Below are 21,768 nucleotides of genomic sequence, written 5' to 3' on the forward strand. Positions count from 1 at the left end.
CCTCCTTAGTATTCATTTTTTGTTAAGCGCTTACAAACATCATTTTACTGGATAATTTTGGTTTTTAACACCTGTCAAATTATAGTATTTTATTGTAAAGAAAATAGAATTAAATGCTTTTTCTGAAGCTATTTATAGATTCACTCTCTTAAATCCAACATAACTCTTACATTGGAGTTTACATTCACCACATGTTTATCTAGTATGAAATGATACATATCTTTACACACACTAGATAACAAGGGAGATTACAACATGCGCAAAATTTCAACAAAACGTTTCGCCGGATGGCCTTTATCGTTCCTCTTATGTGCCTCCATTTTGTTTGCCCCTTTTGCTTCCACTCCGGTTCAGGCTGCTGAGGCAGACAAGGAGACTAAGATCACGTTGCTGGGAACATCCGATATTCATGGTCGATTTATGCCGTGGGACTATGCTCTGGACGGTCCAAACCCAACCGGTAGCATGACACAGCTCTACACGATTGTGAAAAAAGTGCGTGCGGAGAATCCCAATACGATTCTGCTCGATGCAGGCGACATGATTCAGGATAACTCGGCTGAGTTGTTCAATGATCAGCCCCAATCTCCCATGATGGTGGCAATGAACGAAATGAAATATGACGCATGGGTTATGGGTAACCATGAGTTTAACTTTGGGCTGGACGTACTGGAGAAGATCTCTTCCCAATTCAATGGACAACCTCTCGTGGGTAATATTTTCAAAGAAAACGGCGACCGCTACATGCCTGCCTATACGATTATCGAGAAAGACGGAATCAAAGTGGGTGTTATCGGAATGAACACACCAATGATTACCGAGTTCGAGAAAGGTACGGATCACCTGGACGGCATCATCGTCAAAGATCCTGTGGAAGAGACCAAGAAGGCCATTGCTGAGCTGAAAGGCAAAGTTGATGTCATGGTTGGACTCATGCATATGGGACTGGACAACGAGAACGGAAATCCGGGAACCGGAGTGACGGATATCGCCAATGCCAACCCGGAGCTGGCTGCCATATTTGCCGGACACATGCATACCTTGATTGAATCCCAAACGGTTAACGGCGTATTGATCTCCGAACCGAATAAATATGGCTCACACATCTCTCGAATTGATCTGACATTTGAAAAAGACGGCGACAAAGTTGTGCTGAAAAGCAAGGAAGCTCAAGCTCTCGCTGTGAAAGCAGCAGACGGAACATATGAAGTCTCCGATCCTGCGCTGGAAGAAACACTTCACCCATTCCACGAGTTCGCTCGTGCCGATGCCAATATTGAAGTGGCTGAACTGAAAGGAACAAACCTGGTCCCTGCTGATGAGATTAAGGGTATCCCTGCGGTGCAGATCCAGGAAACACCTTTGTCTGACTTTTTCACCGAAGTGATGTTGCATTACAGTGATGCCGATGTGGTCGCGCACCAGATTGATAACGACAAGGCCAAGCTGGATGTAGGCCCGATCAAGAAAAAGGATATTGCATTCAACTACCAATACACCTTTGGTGAAGTGACCGTATATGAAGTGACCGGACGCGATCTGATGGACTATATGGAGTGGTCTGCGGGATACTTCAACTCCACACGCCCGGGTGATGTGACCATCAGCTTTGATCCGAAACGACGTGCTTCCAAATACAGCACAGATGATTTCTTTGGCGGCGTAACGTATGAGATTGACCTGACCAAACCATACGGCAGTCGGATTACAAATCTCAAGTACAGCAACGGTACAACAGTAAAAGAAGACGATACGTTGAAACTTGGCATGAACGCCTATCGAATGGAAGCCCTGATTGCCAAAGGCGGCGCCATGGAAGGGCGCAAGTTCAAGCAGCTCTGGTCCTCCAAGGATGCCTCGGCATTTGGTGAGATTCAAGGTACAATTCGCAACCTGTCCATCGCCTATCTGAAAGATGTCATGAAAGGTGTCTACGAACCGAAGATTCAACACAACTGGAAAATCACTGGCGTAGACCTGACTGCACCGGAGCGTGCAGATGTAGTGGAGTTAATTAACGATGGCATTATGTCTGTGCCAACAACAGAAGATGGCAAGTACACCAACATTGCCTCCATTAACATTTTGGATACGGTGACTCAGGAAGAGATTGATACGCTATCTGCCAAAGCAGATGTGAGTGCGGCACAATTCGCAGGCGCGAAAACCAAGGGAGCGTTCTATCACAGCTGAATAAAGCTCGCAAAGCGGCAGGCAATGGCGAGGGAGCAACTACTCCTACACCTGAGAAGCCGACAACGCCAACGAAACCAAAACCAACACCGACTCCAGGCACGTCGAAACCTGGCAAGCCATCAACACCGAACACAGGTAAACCAGGAACTGTCACCAAAGGCAAACAAGCCAAGGTTACTGCGGTTTACCTGAACGTACGCGCCGGCGCTTCATCCAAAGCCAAGGTCATTGCTGCTGTACCGAAAGGCACCCTGCTTGAAGTGATCAGTACAGACAAGTATGGTTGGGTAAAAGTGAAGCTGGATGGACGTGTAGCATTTGTATACGGGAAATACGTGAGTATAATGAAATAAACACATTCGTGACGCACCACGCTTAATGAAAAAGAAAAAGGGCGATTCTCCCATGGAACTCATGGTCGGGATCGCCCTTTGTTATGTTAACGAACCGTTAGAGTAACGCTGTAACTGCTTTGCGAGAGTACGTGCCATAACGGGTGAACCAATTATATATGCCTTCGATGCTCAACCTCTCTTTACATCCCAATTCGCAAGCATGCCTCTCGCCATCTCCATGTCGGACTCCTTTCCTGTAATTAGTGCAAACTTGGCAACAATTGCAGGATAAGCTGCCCACTGCTCCCGAATATGCTCCAGCATCTGGGGCCATGTTCTTCCCCCTGCCTTCTCATAACGACTCAAAAGCTCACGCAGCCCCTCCTCCTGAAAGAGTGCGTAGTAGATGACAAAGTCCTTACCCGGATCTGCAATCTCCGCTTCCGTCCAATCAATAAGCCCAGTTACTCGCTGGGCATCATCGACAATAATATGCGGCGGATGCAGATCACCATGGATGAACGCCGAGTGCTGAGGCCAATAACTACCTACAGAAAGCCATACCGTCCAACGTTCAACTAACTCGGTTGGCACCGAAAAATTCTGCTTAACCTCCTCTATATTGGCTGCAAATTCTTTGCGAGCTTCCATAGGTGTCTTGATCCGCACTCCACCTTTCTTCGCCTTGTCGGGATCGATGTTATGCAGCATGGCGAGAGTCGTAGCCAGTGAATCCAGGAATGTATCCGATAAGCTCTCCTGAGGGAATCGCCATACATACCCTCCCCCTGCGGGGTCCACAACTGCGATCGGATCACCATCAAGTAAAGGATAAGCTATCAACTCTGGCGTGAAGATCCTCCAATCCGGTACTTGTGCGGGTATATTTCCTCGGACCACATCCAGCACCTTGCGCTCATTCTCGGCTCGCTCCCACACGTCTTCGCGTCGCGGCTGGCGCAGAACCCATCTGCGGCCTTCTTCATCCGTGGCAAATGCTACTCGAAAATCCATACCCGACTCGTTGATCTCCAAGGATTTCTCAACAATAAGTAGTCCGTTCTGTTTTGCTAAAGTTAATAGTTCCTTATGAATTGCCAAATTTTCATTTAAGTTCGGTTTTGTCATATCAGGTACTCCCCTTTTCCTGGATAAAATAAAAAACACAGACATGTTCGCCTGTGCAGTTCATTTCGGAAGTTGGCATACCTGGATGCTCACAAAAAAATAGTAGTACATCAAAGAACCACTTCAAAAAGTGATCCTTTCATGACGACTAGCGGCATACGTGTAAACAGGCAAACTTCTCCCGATGATCTGCACACAGGCAGTGAAACAGCAAGCGCAAGCAAACGTTCCGCTACTATCTCAATCGAAAAAAATTTACCACACGTATCCCTCCGTTCAGTAAGTTAACTATATGCTAACATATTCCAATTTTCAGTACCAGACTGAATCGAATGATTTTGGTTCTTTTTTATTGATATACAGGAACTTCGTCACCTCAGGTAACGTCCATAGTTATAGATGCATTAAAAAGGATGAGAGGTGAGTAACCCGATGTCCATTGTACGAAGATTATTCGTATTCCCGTTTATCTTGCTTCTGCTAACGCTCGGATGCGCAGATAAATCCGAGGAACAAGGGAAAGAGAAGCCACATGTGCGAGGAATTATTACGGATTTTGAGGAAGAAAGAGGTCAGGTACTCATCGAGAATAAAGAAGATGGCGGTGTTGATTCTGGACCGATTTGGGTCTCGCTCAGCAAGGACGCCGAACTCATCATCGAAGAAGAGATTGTCACCGTCTCTTTGGATGAGACACTCGTTGGTCGAAGTGCAGAAGTATGGATCAATGGAGTTATTGATCAATCTTACCCTCCCCAAACCAAAGCTGTAAAAATGGTCATTCATTAACACCAAGCAAAATACGCCGATACATTTCGTTTCACGTGGAACGTTATGATACACATACGAACAGCAACGGGTGGTTGCTACTAAAATCGGAAATGATGAAAACAATTTACACACTTGAAGCATTTACTCCGTTAGCCTGCCTGCATATAGAGTATAATGAAGAGGTATACGATAAATGTACGGTGCAATGCTTGTATGTAGAGTATTCAAAACTAACGCAAAAGAGGTAAACGATGAGCGAGCAACAATTTAAAGATTATGGACTTGGTGAAGAGATCGTAAAAGCACTGGACAGTCTGGGCTATGAGACACCAACCGAGGTTCAAACCAAAGTTATTCCGGTAGCACTAGAGAATCAGGATCTTGTGGTCAAATCACAGACAGGCAGTGGTAAAACAGCCGCCTACGGCATTCCGCTCTGCGAGCTGGTGGATTGGAATGAGAATAAGCCACAGGCTTTGATTCTTACACCAACCCGGGAACTGGCTTTGCAGGTTAACGAAGATATTACGAATATCGGCCGCTTTAAGCGTATTAAAGCAACCGCACTATACGGACAGTCCCCTTTTCATATCCAAAAAGCAGAGTTAAAACAAAGAACCCACGTGGCTGTTGGTACACCAGGTCGGGTACTGGATCATATCGAACGCGGCACGCTGCCACTCGAACGGATCGCCTATCTCGTTATTGACGAAGCGGATGAGATGTTGAATATGGGCTTTATTGAGACAGTACAGTCCATCATTCAGAAACTGCCGCAGGAGCGAGTAACGATGTTGTTCTCCGCTACGTTCCCTGAAGATGTAGCCAAGCTGTCACGCAAATACATGAACAAACCGGTGGAGATCGAAATCAAGGCAAGTGGACTGACAACAGCCACGATTGAACATGCTGTGATTAACGTACCCGAGGTGAACAAAACCGCACTGCTTCAAGACTTGTTCATTGTGGAAAATCCGGATAGCTGCATCGTGTTCTGCCGTACGCAGGAGAATGTGGATAAACTGTTCCGGGTTATGGCTGATCTTGACTACCCAGCAGATCGTATCCATGGTGGTATGGAGCAGGATGAGCGGATCGAAGTGATGAACGCATTCAGACGGGGACAATTCCGTTATCTGATCGCAACGGATGTAGCCGCACGTGGTATTGATATCACAAATATTACCCATGTCATCAACTACGATATTCCTTTGGAAAAAGAGGGATATGTTCACCGTACAGGCCGTACGGGTCGCGCAGGCAAAACAGGTAAAGCCATTACGTTGATCACACCGAAAGATGGCAGACGTCTGGCTGAGATTGAATCCTATATTGGATTCGAAATCCCTGTCGTGAAAGCACCTTCTGAAGAAGCTGTGGATCGCCGCAGAGAAGATTTTGAGAAACGATTGAAGATCGTTCCTGAACGTAAAAAGGACAAGCGTGAACAGCTTAACCAACAGATCATGAAGCTGAACTTCAACGGAGGCAAGAAGAAGAAACTTCGCGCCGTAGACTTTGTAGGTACCATAGCCAAGCTCGAAGGGGTAACCGCAGACGACATCGGGATCATTACGATTCTGGATAATGTGACGGATGTAGAGATTCTGAATGGCAAAGGCCCCCTCGTACTGGAGCTCATGCAAAACACAACGATCAAAAAGATGCAGCTCAAGGTTCGCAAAGGTCATAAATAGTTTGGTAAATACGGTCAAATAAATAGAAATTCAAACAGGGATAGTGGACTCTTTTCTAAGTCTGCTATCCCTGTTTTCATTACCTCTTCTTTTTCCGCACTGTACCGCCTTCCACCGTATACCGAAAGAGCGCATCTTCGGCGCCCCCGATATCATCCGTAACCTGAAACGTTGCTACATCTCCCGACTTATAAACCCCACCCGTCACAAAACTGAACACCACACGCTCATCTTTACCCCAATATTGATTCAGCATGACAAATGTACTACCGCTCACACCCTTTACCGTGCGGTTGCCATTGGCATTATATAGACCATTCTGATCCATTGCCCAACTCTGGGGATCAGCATCGAATAGATGTGTAAAGCTGGCTCGATCGATATGTTTATTTGGTTTACCCCATAGATACACACGATTGGCATCCACCGCCCAACTGCCGGAAGGTGTTATTAACTCAAACGTTGCAGCATCAGCTCCCTTGATGATCTGAAGCACATCGTCTGGATGACCGAAAGGCTGACTTGTCCGAACAACCTCGGCACGATACACATGTTGCTGATCCATGGAAAGTCCAAGATGCTCCGTCCCGGCAAACGCTACAAATTGCCGAGCATCTGCCTCGTCGACACGGTAACCGTTGTAATACACGTGTTTGCCATCACGTCCAAAAGGTCCACCTAGTGACTGGAACGTATCCGGGTCTGCTCCTTGTACAGTACGCCACTGAAAATAAACACGTTTTCGGTCCCGTGCAAACTGCTCATCCAGCGGTTCACAGGTAGACCTGTCTGCTCCACGAACAAGGTTGAATACCTCTTTTGCTTCTCGATGAGCCGTACCGCCCCATTCGGTTTTATAAAAAATAGACGACTCTGTCTCATACCAATTCCCTGTGATCTGCGTAGCGCCCTCTGCACTGTGGGCATAATGCGCATGCCACCAGCCATGTACGTCGGGATGATGTTCTTGCAACCATGCCCTCACCTCATCCTTTTCCCCATTCGCGTAACGAAGAGAGCTGGACAGATGGAACAGATGGTCCTGGTCGGTGCAATAGTCGTGATGAGCAATCACAGAGTTCGTATCGATATCCTCAAATAGATGAAAATGCGTGCTGCTCTTTACATATAAATAACGTTGGTCCTGAGCAAAGTAGGGCGTATCCGGCAATAGCCGAAAGTTGCTCGGATCGGAGTCAGGCATGGCCCGATCTTCCAGATAGACGTACTGAGAGTCGCAGCAGTAATCTTCATCGATCACACGAAAAGCTTCCGTATCCCAACTGAACAAACTCGCCTTGTTCTTACGGGCATTGAACCACCATATTCCCTGACGATCACGTAGATAGGCGAAGGTCAACCATCCCTTTTGATAAGTAGAGATGACTTCAAAATCCTGAGTAGTAATGCCTCCCTTAATCGGAGTGCTCGTTCTATCCTCGTCATTATGCAATATCACCTGAAGGTCTTCATCTACAATAAACTTGTTCATGACGGTTCACCCTCCAACCATGATGTGAATTCAGTCTAGCTTTATTTTAACGTGTGTACCTGATCCTCTCTACATCATCGTACTTGATATTTAGGAACATTTCCTCCGCTCTCACCGCTCAGCCACGATGAAATGAAGGTTTGTTCAGCAATGGATGGATTGTTCACTTGAAAAAGAGTCTGACCCAACTACAATATAAATGAAAGCGCTACATTTAATCTGATATCTTTCGGGAGGTGTATGTAATGGGTAACAGGAAAGCCGTCTGGTTTCTGGTCTTTGCACTCACGTTCACCCTGTTTGGACTTCATCCTGAACGGACAAGCGCAGCAAGTGTCACAATAACCAACGGTACCGATTGGCTCGATACCGCAGGCAACCCCATCCATGCGAATAGTGGCAACATTCTGCAGGTAGGCTCGACGTATTATCTGTACGGTGAACATGCGGTGGGCGGCAGGTTTGACAGCGTGAACGTCTACACCTCCACTGATCTGAAGAACTGGACTTTCAGCAATGCCATCCTGACGAAAGATTCCGCAACCGAGCTGGCCTCCAGTAAGATCGAACGCCCCAAAGTCATCTATAACGCCTCCACCAATCAGTATGTGCTCTGGGCACACTATGAGAACGGTACAGACTACAACCTCGGGCGTGTAGCGGTCGCAACAAGCAATACCCCGAATGGCAAATTCACCTATGAGGGCAGCTTCCGCCCGCTGAATTATGAATCCCGTGACATGACCGTCTTTGTTGATACAGATGGCACAGGTTATCTGGTTACTGCTTCCCGCAAAAATGGCGGTGCCAATGATACGATGGCTATTTTTAAAATGAATGCAAGTTACACCGGAATACAGTCCTTCGAGGGCTGGCTGTTCGAGAACGCCTACCGTGAAGCACCTGCTGTTGTGAAAAAAGGAAACCGTTACTACCTCTTCACCTCTCAAGCCGCTGGCTGGTATCCGAATCAGGGCGCTTATGCTACAGCAACTTCCATGACGGGTCCATGGGCTGCGCTTACGCCATATGGCAATCCATCTGCCTTCGGTTCGCAGATTCACGATATTGCCACGATTACAGGCAGCAACACCACATCCTTCATCTACATGGCGGATCGCTGGAATCCGATGAACCTCGGAGAGCACAAACATATCTGGCTGCCACTAACCTTGAATGATTCGAACGGAACCGCATCACTGGAGTGGTATACAACGTGGAATATCGACGCAGTAACGGGTGCGGTAACACCGCCTGCTCTCGTCAATCATGCACAAGGCAAAACAGCTACCGCCAGCTCCACAGCCTCCGGCTCGTCTGCATCCAACGTCAATGATGGCAACTACCAGACTTCATGGGTGGCTTCCTCCAATAGCTGGCCTGCCTGGTGGCAGGTGGACTTCGGCGCACCGAAGACGATCAACGAGATCGACACGTCCTGGTTTATGTATAAAGGTTCCGAAGGATACTACAAATACAAAATTGAAATTAGCAACGATGGTGTCAATTACTCCACCTTGGATCGCACCAACAATCTGACCTATGGCTTTACAACAGATGCTGTGCATTTCACAGCCCGTTATGTACGGATTAATATGGTGAACGCGGTCTTGTGGAATAATCCGGGTAACTGGTACACCCCAACCCTGCACGAGGTCAAAATGTTGGGTCCTGCAACACCGGAAGCCACAGGTTACAGTCGGTTCAGTTCACACAACATTCCGGATCGATACATCCGTCATGCCAATTACACTGCTCGCGTGGATGCCAACGTCTCCCCTGTTCTGGATTCCCAGTTCCGCGTCGTACCGGGTCTTGCCAGCTCCACGGGAATTTCACTGGAGTCCATCAACTTCCCGGGTTACTTTTTGAAGCGCAACACCAGCAATAAAATTGTACTTGAAGCTTATGCCGACACCTCCGCCTATAAGGGAGATGCTACGTTCCTAAGCAGTCCAGGTTGGGCTGACAGCACCAAAGTATCCCTTCAATCGTATAGTCAGCCTGGACATTACATCCGGCATTATGATTACGTATTACAACTCGATGCCATCAATGCATCCAGCAGTTCAACGGTGAAGAGTGACGCCACGTTTGGGCGAACCAATTTCTAAACAAATGAATTACAGATGAGGATTTAGCCACCTACATCTACAATTTAAATTTCAGAGAAAGGCCGCTTTTTCAGGAGTCACAACTGAAGAAGCGGTTCTTTCTGCTGCACTATTTTAGATATAGATTACGTAACCCTATCTCAGACTGAAAATATAGATTTAATTAGCGCGTAATCGCCAGCCAGCTCTCCATGGATATTTTATAACGACCGGCATATGCCTCTGCATTCACCCGTATATGCTCTACTTTTCCAAGAACCAGATGATCGCTGCATCGACTCCACCAACGAAGCCGGAACCATATTGATGACAAATTCCCCCGTCTCTCGAATATTGAGGAGCGTGTCCTTCAAGATACCTTGGATGGAACATAATAAGCGTCAAAAGTTTGGTTCGAACCGCAGACTTGCCAGCTTGCACATTTCAGTTACATTGTGCTTTCCGACGCTTTTCCCTCGCCTTGCTAACGCAAAAAAAAGAGCCTGCTCCCTTCGGAAGTAGACTCTTCTTATACTTTTTGATTAACATCTTACACTATTGCAACTTATGTTTCCTCACAACTATTTTTCCTGAAACTTCCTCTCTATAAATCATATACAGGTTGCCGTCTTTACCCCTAGCGAAACTCAAAGTGAGCGGACTAGCTATGGAAAAACCTTCTTCGCCAACTTTGATCCACGCACTTTCGTACTTCACTACGGTTGCCAGTTTCTCATTTGATCGATCATCATAAGAAACATAAGGAACACCGTAGTCGTCAACAGCGAGTCTTAACCTTCTATAATCGGACGTCGGTACCCTGCCCTCACCGACCTTTTCCCAATCCGTCCCGTTGTAGCTCGTCAGAACCCAAGAGCCAGGCGTTGAGTAAAGGACATAGGGCACGCCATCAGGAGCAACCGCAAACTCTGCTGGTTCCACAAGAGCTCTTACTTCTACGAGACCCAAGTTGCCGATATGCTCCCAAGCTTCATTCTCATATTTCGAAACTGTGATACGTGAACCTCGTCCGTTTATAGCAGGATTCCCTCTATCGATAAATTCGGACACATCGTTCATTACATATGGGATATTGTTTCTATCAAATTGGATAACTGGATTAAGCGCCTTCCCGCCAAGACTATCGCCGCCAGTTACGGAAACCCAACTATTCCCTTCGTATTTAACCACTCTCATTTCATACTTATTGCTGCTAATTAAATGATTATAAACCAGATAAAGCACGTTATTTTGGTCAAACGCAATATTTGAACCTTCCCCCGGAAGAGATCCGTTGCGGGCTATATCTTCCCACTCCGTGCCGTTATACTTCTGCACATATACGCCTTCGCCGCTGGACGAAGTCTGGTAAAGATTGTCCTCATTGTCAAAGACAAACCGCGTATAGCTCAACTTGTCACCCGTGCCTTGGTAGATGTTCTTCCACACGCCTCCTTCATATTTGTCCAGGCGCAGGTCATTCGATCGATAAGAAGCATACACCGTACCCTCACTGTCGGTTAACACTTGATAAGTTGTACTGCCTTCTAACAAACCACCTACGTTGAACCACGGTGTCACTGACCATTTTGCGTACAAGGTAAGGGATGCCGTCACTTCCGTGTCGAAATCATAAGCTTGCGTTCCGGCAATGTCGCTGTACCAACCATCGAACTTATAACCCTCCCATGTTGGCGTAGTCGGTACTATCGCTTTGCCGCCGGGGCTTACCATTTGGTTCTCTACATCCGACCCGCCGTTGCTGTCGAAGCTCACCGTGAGCTTGTTGGATGTCCACTTCGCGTATAATGTTAAGTTATTCGTCACTGGTGTCGTGAAGCTGTAAGCCTCGATCAGACCTGCATCACTGTACCAGCCGTTAAAAATATACCCTTCCTTTGTTGGAGCGGCTGGCTCTGTAGCTGTTCCGTTGTATTCCACCGTCTGGTCATCAACCACCGAACCTTCATTGCTGTCAAAGGTCACTGTATAGATCGCTGTCCATTTTGCGTACAACGTGATGTTTGTCGTCACCGATGTTGTGAAGCTGTAAGCTTGCGTACCGGCAAGGTCGCTGTACCAACCGCTGAACACATAGCCTTCGCGTATCGGTGCGGTAGGTTCTATAACCGTATCGCCCTCGTTCACGGACTGGCTGCTCACCAATGATCCGCCATTACTGCTGAAGTTCACAGTATAGCTGTTCTTCGTCCACTTCGCGTAGAGCGTTATATCTTCCATAACTCCTGCTGTAAAACCATAAGCAATCGTCAAGTCTATATCGCTGTACCAACCGTTAAACGTATAGCCTCCCCGTAAAGGAACGCCAGGAGCGGAAGCCACAGCGCCTTCGTTCACCGTTTTGGCATCTACGATCGACCCACCATTACTCTCAAAAGTCACCGTATAGGTATTCGGCACATAAACCGTCCACTTTGCGTACAACGTAAGATCCGTCGTCACTACTGCTGTTGTGAAGTCGTAAGGGGTGATCAGATCAATGTCGCTGTACCAACCACTGAATACGTAACCTTCGCGCTCCGGAGCGACTGGAGCTTCAGCCCTAGACCCTTCGTTCACCATCTGGCTCGTTACTATTGAGCCTTCGTTACTCTCGAAGCTCACCGTATAACGGAGCAGCCACTTCGCGTACAATGTAAGATCACCCGTCACCGGTGCCGCGAAGTCGTAGAGAGTCGTCAGGTCGCTGCCGCTGTACCAACCGCCGAAGACATAACCTTCATTTGTCGGTTCAACCGGTGTGCTGACCAAACTGCCATACCCTACCGTCTGGTTCTCCACTTCTTCCGCTCCGCCATTGCTGTTGAAGCTCACCGTATAAGCGTTCGTCGTCCACTGCGCGGTGAACATAATGCTTTCCCCAGGCATGGTTGTCGGAGGAGTTGGTGACCATCCTGTGAAGACATGCCCCTGCCAGATCGGTGTGCCCAGATAGAGCTGCGTCGTCGCTCCAAATGGAACTTCTACAACTTTGGTCTCTTGGCCGGAACCATTGTAATCGACCGTCAATGTATGAGCATCACGCTTATAATACAGCTTCAGAACCGTTTTTCCATTGCCGGTTATCTGACTTGTTAACACCGTTCCGGGAATATTTTCATCCAGTTTAAACCCAGCATAGGACCTTGGAGTTATATTCGTCAGATTGGCTTCTGTATCGGTAGCTCCGCGATACGTTTCCGTATCTGCCACCGTATAGGTGTCACTCGCCATATTCTGCTTCAAATACACGACTTGGTAAGGCGTATCTTCTTTGGCTGTCCATATTGCGGTATACTCCGTATTCGAAGTCGGCATCACGCTTGGCGCCTCCGGCGACCAACCGGCAAACGCATAACCCGGTCTTGTCGGCACCGGTATACGCCCCTCGATATTTCGGCCGGACGGTTCGGTTAAGGTGCTGCGCGGAGAGCCCGGATAGCTCAAATTAAAAGTGATAGTCGGACTCGTCGGATAATACTCAACCCTTACGACCGTCGAACCATCCCCCTTGATCAGGCGTCCGTATATTTCTCCGTTCGCATAACCTCGATCCTTGTATCGGTCAGAGTTGATGCGAATCTCCGTATCGGTCGTTCCTGTCAACAGTTCCTTATAATCCGGCGTAGTCGAAATCGACTTTCTTGTATTCGGGTCTATCAAATAATGCTCCACTGTATATGGCGTATTCTGGTTCGCTGTCCAGTGCGCATACAGTTGGTAATCATCCTTAGGCATGCGGCTCGGAATCGTTACCTTTGTTCCCCCTGTAGCTGCCGTATACCATCCGTCAAATGTATAGCCCGGATAGACCGGAGTAGGCACATTAACCGTTGCATTATAAACAAATGGAAGAACCTGAGTCGCGTTGCCGTTTCGTGGATCCAACTGGAGGATATATTCACCCTCCGTAACGCGCCACGTCAACGGTATCGTGCGCTTGAGCGTACGAGACGTGAATGAAAGCGGCGATCCTTTCCAAGTGATGACCAGATTACCCTTACTTACCGGAAGGCTGGTATTCACTACTTCGACCTTATTCGTACCCAAGTTATACCTGAAATTCGCATTGTCTACGTATATATCGAACCTTGAAGCACCAAACGCTTGAGTATCGGTATCGCCTGTTTTCAAATCGAACATACTCATCGAGAGCATCGACTGCGGTACATCAAGGGATGCCGCAACACCTGCCAGACCAAGCAAAAGATTCTTATCCTGCGGATAAGCGAAGTCGGAGACGTTGTATTGTTCACCAATCGTATATAGTGGCCACTCTTCATCAACCAGCCCCACGCTGCCCGAGAGCGCTCCATCACCCAACTGGGCACCGAGTTCGACCTCCAAATAGATACCGATCTCAACAAACAGAGCACCTAAAGACTTTGTAGATCTTACCCCGTTTGTATTTGTCAACTGATAGTAGAAGTAACCCCATAGATTGATATACACACCAGGTTCTACGGCAAGTCCAATACTATTTAATTTGACACTGCCAATCCCCGCTTTGACCTCCATATGAATGCCGGCTCGCAACCCGAGCGTCCCCATCACATAGAAGGTGAACTGGTAATCGCCGTCTCCCGGCAAGCTGACCGTATTGCTCGTACCACTAAAACTTAACACACGCAAGGTCACCGAGTAGCGCTTCGCCATCTTGTAGTAGAAATCTGCACCCATCGTTAAGTTAACCTGAGCACTGACTACAAACTCTGCTTCAAATTTGACTTCTACAATCCCGTAAGCCACGCGCACACTTTTTTCAAAGAGCTCTTTCTTGACCAAAGGAACCCATTCCGTATCTTGCTCCAACATCTCTTGGTACTGTTCTTTCAATTCCTCCGTATCCACAGAGGTACCTTGTACACCATCCATAGATGCTTTGATCTGTGTGGCGATGTCCTGTACCTGACCTAACCTGCCAGCTTTTTTCTCTCCGGCCCAGTTATTCAGTGCAGCCTGCAACTTATCGTGTTCAATGAGGGCCATCTCTGCTGTAATATTAAGCCCGGTATAGCTATAGGCATCCAGATTGGCAGTGATCACATAATCGTCGATGCTATACCAGTAAGGGATTCCCCACTTTTTCAGCCAATGCCCTTGCATATCACCATTAATGCCGAGATCCAGGCTCATTTCTTGAACGAATGTACTAGTCATATGGATAACCAGATCGCTGTCTTCATTAATATTCACGACGATATCGGCGCCAACTTGCAGTGTGGCGCTGACGCCGGAACTTCGGCCGTTAATATTCTTCAGTTTCGTCCCGAGTGAGGCAACGACCGTCAGGTTCTCTACGCTCACCCGGCTACTTTTGCCCGAAGCCAGGGAAGACTGAGCCTTGATCTGCTGAATTTCTTTCAAATCCTTGATATCCTTCGTTTCCATAGCTAGATCGGATAGATAATCTGCGGCTTGATCGACGAATCCGCTGTCTCTCGCTTGCTGCTCGATCTGCTCTTCAAGCTCCGCGATCTGCTCTTCCGATAACAGATCTTCGCCGTCAATTGCTTGCTTCTGATAGATGTTGAAGACATTCTCAATATCTTCAATCGTGGCGTCAGTATATTCGATGACGTCCATCTCAGCTTCAGGCGTAATCGAAGTGATACGTCCGTACCCAACGGTCTCAAAACCTGTTTCGGCGCCGAATTCACCTTTATAGAACCCGATAAAATCACCCACATCCACCGTGGTTAACTCATCCAAGCCGAAAGGCTCATACATGCTGTCGCTGTAGTTCATCTTGGTATGCTCAACTGTGATGGAGTTGTTGTTCGGATTTCCATCTGTGTCCGCTTGCTCACTCACCGGCAGAACATCCGCCTTGAGCAACACTTGCTTGATATCCGCATGATCGTAGGTATAGGTGCTTCCGTCTACCGCCGTAATCTGGACATAGGCCACATCGCCGTCGTCAGCGTCGGTGGTTTCTAACGTGCGTTGATCGGGACGAACCCCTTGATAGATGGCGACTGTATTGCCGACTTGAATCACGGTGCTGCCGGAATACACGAACGTTCCACTGCTCGCATTCGCCTCGGCAAGCGCATTTTCGCTACCGCCCACCGTCGTGGCAACTACCGAAATCGCTGGTGAACCCACCTCTGTGCCATTCAGCATCATATCCGTGACATCCGTGTACGGAAGGTAGATCATGTTCGGGTTCAGCGGAATGTCTAAAACCTCTTGCTTAGCGACACTAAACACGTAGATGCTTGTCGTCTCGTCTTGTCCTTGGAAGGACAACTTGTCATCCGTCAATGTAAGTTGATACGTATTACCTTCGACGAATTTTCCGTTTTCGGCTGCAGACGCTACCGTGAAGGCCCCGTTCCCGCCAGTGACGGTAATACCTGCGAAGTCGGGATTCGCCGTGTCTGTGAACGTCATACCCGCTTGGACCTCAGGTACTGTCAGATTGCCTGATGCATCGTGTACTGCAATCGTGAAGTCCGGTGCCACATCCAGCACCGAATAGCTTGGTGTGCTCTGTACGGCATTATCTATGCTATCTGTATACTTCGCATACAACTTCGTATCCGCACTTATCGCACTATCCTCTGCAAAGATGAGCGAGAAATCGCTATCTGTAAACCATCCTTGGAATATATATCCTTCTTTTGTTGGAGCCGGCAGGTTATTTAGCACCTGGCCTTTTCGTACCGTCTGCGCAGCAATCGCCGTGCCTCCGTTGCTCTCAAACGTGAGCGTATACGTAGTGGAACCCGTGCCGGGGTTACCCCCGTTATCTCCAGGCGTTCCTCCACCACTATTACCGCCGGGTGACGGCGTTGGCGTTGATGTCACCGGCGATGTCGGTGTTGGTGTCACCGGTTGTGCCGGTGTTGGTGTAGGCGTAACCGGCGTTTGATTCTGATTTTTCCACGCCTCTACAACCGCGTTGTTGCGCATGAAGAGAACCGCTGCTTCCGCGCGAGTCGCTTGCACAAGCGGGTTGAAGTTACCCTTTTCATCCCCGGTGAACACCCCGGCTTGCCACAGCTTGATGACCGCGCCAGCCGCCCAAGGCGATACATCCGCGAGATCGCCCGGCTCTGTCGTGACCGGATTTTCGGTCTGATAAGGAATCTGTTCGCTTTCGAAATATCGCAACGTCATCGTTGCCATCTGCTCCCGGGATACAGTGGCATTCGGCGAGTATTTTCCTCCGCCCGTACCGTCGGTAATTCCTTCCTTAACTGCCCATTCGACATATGGGGCATACCAACTGCCCGCTTGTACATCAGCAAAGCTAGAAGTAGAATAAGCTCCTGTATCTACCCCAGCCATTCGTCCGAGCGCTGTCACATACATGGCACGCGTCATCGTCCCTTTTGGCGAGAAGGTGCTGGCAGTCGTGCCACTAAATATCCCCTTCTCCTGCACCTGGATGACCGCATCGTGGAACCAGTCCGTCGGACTCACATCCTGGAACCCACTGGATTTGGTTACTGCTGTCTGCTGCATCGGCAGTTCAGCCGCTGCCGCCGACTGCGCCGGAAATACGGGCACAGCAGACACTATTAAGCTGATAACCAGCATCCACAATAGAATCTGTGAGCTCAACTTCCACAACCGTTTTGTTGCTTTCTTCACAATCATTCATCCCTTCTATGTATAAAACTAAAGAACCGACTTTCTAGAACCTGACAAAGAGCAGATTCATCATGGTTAAAGACACTTTCGTTAGGCAAAACTCAATACTCTTCTTGCTAACAACCGCAATGTAATGGATGCAGATTGGCTAATTCTATCGATTTTTCTCCTCGAATTCTATCATGCTAAATGAGCCGCTTGTGAATTATAAAGAAAACTTTAAGTAAGCAACAACTTGCAAGCGAGAACATCATCAACCAGCATCCTCGTAAATGTCTAAACTGGGAATCTGCTCAAGAAACCTTCATGGAAGCACTGTCTCACTCGGCTGGACAATCCGTCATATTAAAAAGGATGGGCAATAGGAGACTCCCCCTTGCCCAACCTCGGTATGCTAGTCTGTAATTCATTTTAGATGATTCGCGTCTAAACAATTCATATACCAAATTCGACTATATCGAACTACTCTCCCCCCAGCGCAGTCTTTGAGAAAGCGAAAAAATACTTCTATGCTTCTTGGATTTTAATGAGATAAAAGGCTCCTGCTGATTCTTCGCCACATTGTGGGCGATGTGCCGGAAGCGCAGTCCGTTTTCAAGCTCGGGATCAAGCGCAATCGGGATTCCTTTATGTACGGAACGTATAACTTCTACATCGCTATAGATCACGCCAATCACACCAATATTGAGAATATCGATGATATCCTCCATCTTTACCGTTGTCGAAGGGGTTTCCTGTCCGTCGGCCATATTAATGATGAGCTGTGGAGGAGCCGGAATCCTATCTTCTAATAATCCGATTACACGATCCGCGTCCTGAAGCGACGTACGATGAGGCGTAGTAACGACAATAGCCTCATCTGCCGCTAAAGATGTATTCCAGAATCCATTTTCAATGCCTGCCGGCGAATCGATCAGCACATAATCATAACCCTGGGCTATTTGCTGCACAACCTTGCGAAACACTTGCGGATCATCGTGATGCATCACGTCGTTACTACAGGAGATAAAGAACAAAGTGCTGATTCGCTTGTCTTTGACGATTACTTGATGCAAAGCACAACGACCGGTCAGGAAATCGGAAATATGATAGTTTACCCTATTGCTCAAACCAAGCGGGATATCCAGATTTCTCAATCCAAAATCAGCGTCAATCAGGCAAACCCTGTTCCCCGATAAGGCAAGGGCAGTCCCCAGATTAGCCGTCACCGTCGTCTTGCCAACTCCACCTTTCCCTGATGTGATACATATAACTCGTGCCATTGGAGCCACTTCCTTCTTTAAGTACTAATGCGGGACAGCATGACAACTATTTCTTCACGTGTAATCGTTATATTGGACACTGTGATTTTATCATGGTGGATTAGCCTATTTGAGAAACCTAAAGAAAACTTTAAAATCGTGCTCACAATGCAAATCATTTTGAAGAGGATGGAAAAGCGCAGACTGGTGTTGAGGAATTCAATATCTTGAGTCGATTACGAAGCTAGTGGAAAGAACAAAAAATGGGCCAATAGCGTCAGTTACTGCTCCAACGCCATTTACCCATTTATAATAGACTACCCTTACTGCTATATTCATGCTTGTGATGTACTGTTAGAAACCAGCATATATCCGCTCCCCCGAACCGTAATGATTCGCTCGGGGTCGGCAGGGTCAGACTCAATTTTTTTGCGTAAATTACTGATATGTACAGCAACCGTTCTTGTATCCTCCAGACTTTCCATTCCCCAGATGATTTGAAACAACGTATCGACACTGACGACACGATTTACGTTTTGTGCCATATAGGACAGCAGACTGAATTCTTTTTTCGATAAAGAGATAGGCATACTCCCCATGTTGACGGACTGCGTGTAGAAATCCAGTGTCAAACCCGGTAACTCCAGCAGTTGTTCCCTTCTGCCCGTTGCTACTCTGCGAAGGTGCGCCTTGATCTTGGCCATGAGCACTCCCGGACTGAACGGCTTGGTCACATAATCGTCGCCACCATAGGATAATGCGCTAATTTTTATTTCGTCTTCCTCTTGACTGCTCAGAAACACAATCGGCGCACTGGTGAGATTACGCGCATTCCTGCACCAGTCAATGCCGTTTTCATTAGCCAGCAATATATCCAGTACAATCAAATCGGGCTCGAACGATGCAAGCAGTTCCATCGCTTCTGTCCCGCTATGACTGCAGGTGGAGATAAACCCCTCCCGTTCGCAATACACCTGAACAATCTCGCATATATGAGGATCATCATCGACGATCATTATTTTGTGAGTGTCCATCCCATCATCCCCTTCCTTCATTGCCGATACAAGGAAGCGTTACATAGAAAGTCGCCCCCATCTTACCGTCGCTCTCCGCTCGAACTGTCCCTCCTTGTGCGAGTACGATTTCTCTGCAAATCGCTAGCCCTAGCCCACTGCCTTCTATTCCATTCCCCAAGCCCGGCCGATCGTATCTGTAATTACGTTCGAAGATTTGCTCAAGCTGATCCGGAGGAATACCCATGCCAGAATCCTGTATGCTAATGATCGCATGGCGAGTACGATTTATCTCTTCCACAGCTAGTGCAATACGCACCAGCCCTCCCCTGGAGGTGAACTTCATAGCGTTCGACACTAGGTTAAATAAGGCCTGCTCTATTCTTTTCGCATCCATCTCGACAACTGGCAAAATAGTTCGTCTATCCTCGGTATCTCCGATATCCAGTATGAAGTCTAATCCTGCGTCGCGCACTACCAACTCATATTGTTCAAAAAAACCATGCAAGAAAGGAATCATCTGAACCGGCTCCATTCGGTACGAGACCTGTCCGGTCTCCAAATGAGACAAGAAGGTCAGCTCCTCGATCATACGGTTAATCCTTATCGTGTTCTCCCGGATGTACTTCAGATATTGCTCATTACGTTCCGGCTTGACCCTGTCCTGTATAGCTTCTACATATCCAAGCATGCTGGACAGCGGCATACGCAGATCATGCGTAATGTAGGCAAGAAGCTTCTTCCTCCCTTGCTCGGAGTGAAGCAACCGGTCATACGAAGTGCGGAGATCATCATGAGCTGTAGATAAGGCCTGAGTTCGCTCCTGCACGGTCCGTTCCAGATTCATATTCATTTCGATCAGCTTGTCGTTAACGTCCTGCAACTCACGTGATATTTTCTCCTCATTGGATGCTGTCCTCGTAAATCTCGAAGAAAGCAGAACCATCTGTGCCATCGTAAATATCAATAAGCCAAGCGGGGATGTATTTCCGATCAGCGACCAACCGTTGTAATATAAAAAATCGTTGACAACCGTGACCAAAGTAACCACCGACACCAGCAGGAAGATCAGCGCTCCCTCCATACGTCGCACAGCCGCCTGAACCAGCCCGATCATCAGATAAATCATATGTAGAACTACCATCACACCGATTACCAGCAAAAATTTTGTATATATAATTGCAGGGGTTACCACTACAAGGATACAGAATGCACCAGTTACGATCCGGGTGCCAAGACGAAACCATCGCGACACATAATTCGGAAAAATACAATCAAAATACATGGTGATGATATAACCGCTGAGGCAAAGAATCAGATATTCGATCTTGAACTGCGATTCCCAAGGAAAATGAGGCAACCATTGTGTAAAGATAAGTTCGCCGTTGAACAAGGATCGAATACCAAGCAGTACAGTAAACAGGCCAAAATATAATGGAGCTTTATCCTTACGTCGCAGCATGAACAACAGCAGATTATACAAACCGATCACTAGCAAACTTGCCGTGATGAACATATCCCTGGCAAGATTCAGATTGGTCTTGGTCGTTAGTACGTCACTGCCACCCAGCTCGATATCCTTGGTAATGCCGCCCCGATGATGTTGGAAGTTGGATACTTGCATGACCAGCTCTAACGTGTCGCTTTCAGGCTGAAAATACACCAGCTTTGTTTCCAGATGCGGGGTCACGTGGTTCTTGTCCTGACCTACCTCACCAACTTCCGCCAGCAGCTCGCCATTCACCCATAATTTGTACGCATGAAAAATGCTGGGCAGCCGCAGAGTAAGCCGCTCGTTTCGATCCTGCTCGCTTAGTTTAATCATCAGTCGATAGGTTGTATAGCCTGTACCACTCAGCCGCTGACCTTCTAACGGATAGCCTAGCCAGGAGCTCGGGATGCTGATCCAGTGGTCCTGATTTCCTTCCCTTGCCGAACGAACCCGTATGTCCTCAGGCGACAGTAGCTCTTGCCAGTAGAACGACCACTCCCCTGTTAACTTTTGCGGATTCGTACTGAGCTGAACCTGCCTTAAATCCAGAATACCTTTTTCACTTTGGAACTTAGGAGAGTCCGGCTCAGAGAGGACGACATAGCCTGCAACCAAGCCAACAATAACGGCAACAACGATATAAAACCACACCTTACGAGAACCGACTCGGAGAATTCCCCTCATGATGAATCCAACCCCAATCTCTAA

General features: G+C 47.7%; 10 protein-coding genes and 1 pseudogene. 4 read left to right on the forward strand and 7 right to left on the reverse strand.

Annotation, left to right across the window (positions count from 1 at the left end):
- Positions 1-255 precede the first annotated feature (255 nt).
- Positions 256-2,549: pseudogene (locus tag AC4E8D_RS31150) on the forward strand (5'-nucleotidase C-terminal domain-containing protein).
- A gap of 171 nt (positions 2,550-2,720) precedes the next feature.
- Here the strand turns inward: AC4E8D_RS31150 and AC4E8D_RS31155 are convergent.
- Entirely contained in the window at positions 2,721-3,659 is a 939-nt protein-coding gene (locus tag AC4E8D_RS31155) for a macrolide 2'-phosphotransferase (RefSeq protein WP_221820081.1), read from the reverse strand.
- A gap of 432 nt (positions 3,660-4,091) precedes the next feature.
- On the opposite strand from AC4E8D_RS31155, the gene AC4E8D_RS31160 reads away from it, so the two are divergent.
- Positions 4,092-4,448 (forward strand): YobA family protein, encoded by a 357-nt coding sequence (locus tag AC4E8D_RS31160; RefSeq protein ID WP_221820087.1) that lies wholly within the window; start codon positions 4,092-4,094, stop codon positions 4,446-4,448.
- Between the two features lie 233 nt (positions 4,449-4,681).
- On the forward strand, positions 4,682-6,127 hold the full coding sequence (locus AC4E8D_RS31165; RefSeq protein WP_076320241.1) for a DEAD/DEAH box helicase: 1,446 nt from the start codon (positions 4,682-4,684) through the stop codon (positions 6,125-6,127).
- Between the two features lie 79 nt (positions 6,128-6,206).
- On the opposite strand, the gene AC4E8D_RS31170 is transcribed toward AC4E8D_RS31165, so the two are convergent.
- Positions 6,207-7,619: a DKNYY domain-containing protein gene (locus tag AC4E8D_RS31170; RefSeq protein WP_221820089.1), complete on the reverse strand. Its 1,413-nt coding sequence runs from the start codon at positions 7,617-7,619 to the stop codon at positions 6,207-6,209.
- A 245-nt stretch (positions 7,620-7,864) separates the two neighbouring features.
- Here AC4E8D_RS31170 and AC4E8D_RS31175 point away from each other — a divergent pair, with 245 nt between their 5' ends.
- Positions 7,865-9,733, forward strand: coding sequence for an AbfB domain-containing protein (locus AC4E8D_RS31175; RefSeq protein WP_221820090.1), 1,869 nt, complete (start codon positions 7,865-7,867; stop codon positions 9,731-9,733).
- Between the two features lie 163 nt (positions 9,734-9,896).
- On the opposite strand, the gene AC4E8D_RS31180 is transcribed toward AC4E8D_RS31175, so the two are convergent.
- The 5 genes from AC4E8D_RS31180 to AC4E8D_RS31200 all read right to left on the reverse strand — a co-directional run bounded on the left by AC4E8D_RS31180 (position 9,897) and on the right by AC4E8D_RS31200 (position 21,744).
- On the reverse strand, positions 9,897-10,046 hold the full coding sequence (locus tag AC4E8D_RS31180) for a hypothetical protein (protein WP_221820092.1): 150 nt from the start codon (positions 10,044-10,046) through the stop codon (positions 9,897-9,899).
- A 221-nt stretch (positions 10,047-10,267) separates the two neighbouring features.
- Positions 10,268-17,314, reverse strand: a complete 7,047-nt coding sequence (locus tag AC4E8D_RS31185; protein ID WP_221820101.1) for an InlB B-repeat-containing protein — start codon at positions 17,312-17,314, stop codon at positions 10,268-10,270.
- A gap of 452 nt (positions 17,315-17,766) precedes the next feature.
- Entirely contained in the window at positions 17,767-18,576 is an 810-nt protein-coding gene (gene minD, locus AC4E8D_RS31190; protein WP_221820105.1) for a septum site-determining protein MinD, read from the reverse strand.
- Between the two features lie 314 nt (positions 18,577-18,890).
- Entirely contained in the window at positions 18,891-19,589 is a 699-nt protein-coding gene (locus tag AC4E8D_RS31195) for a response regulator transcription factor (protein WP_221820107.1), read from the reverse strand.
- A gap of 4 nt (positions 19,590-19,593) precedes the next feature.
- The gene (locus AC4E8D_RS31200) at positions 19,594-21,744 is read right to left on the reverse strand and encodes a sensor histidine kinase (RefSeq protein WP_490205667.1); all 2,151 of its coding nucleotides are present in this window, start codon (positions 21,742-21,744) and stop codon (positions 19,594-19,596) included.
- Positions 21,745-21,768 lie beyond the last annotated feature (24 nt).

The sequence above is a fragment of the Paenibacillus sp. SRL342 genome, assembly GCF_984798905.1.

What these genes read in the sequence shown, in the direction of transcription:
- AC4E8D_RS31170 (WP_221820089.1), bottom strand. Translation starts at nt 7,619, where the DNA reads ATGAACAAGTTTATTGTAGATGAAGACCTTCAGGTGATATTGCATAAT.
- AC4E8D_RS31165 (WP_076320241.1), top strand. Translation starts at nt 4,682, where the DNA reads ATGAGCGAGCAACAATTTAAAGATTATGGACTTGGTGAAGAGATCGTA.
- minD (WP_221820105.1), bottom strand. Translation starts at nt 18,576, where the DNA reads ATGGCACGAGTTATATGTATCACATCAGGGAAAGGTGGAGTTGGCAAG.
- AC4E8D_RS31155 (WP_221820081.1), bottom strand. Translation starts at nt 3,659, where the DNA reads ATGACAAAACCGAACTTAAATGAAAATTTGGCAATTCATAAGGAACTA.
- AC4E8D_RS31200 (WP_490205667.1), bottom strand. Translation starts at nt 21,744, where the DNA reads ATGAGGGGAATTCTCCGAGTCGGTTCTCGTAAGGTGTGGTTTTATATC.
- AC4E8D_RS31175 (WP_221820090.1), top strand. Translation starts at nt 7,865, where the DNA reads ATGGGTAACAGGAAAGCCGTCTGGTTTCTGGTCTTTGCACTCACGTTC.
- AC4E8D_RS31195 (WP_221820107.1), bottom strand. Translation starts at nt 19,589, where the DNA reads ATGGACACTCACAAAATAATGATCGTCGATGATGATCCTCATATATGC.
- AC4E8D_RS31160 (WP_221820087.1), top strand. Translation starts at nt 4,092, where the DNA reads ATGTCCATTGTACGAAGATTATTCGTATTCCCGTTTATCTTGCTTCTG.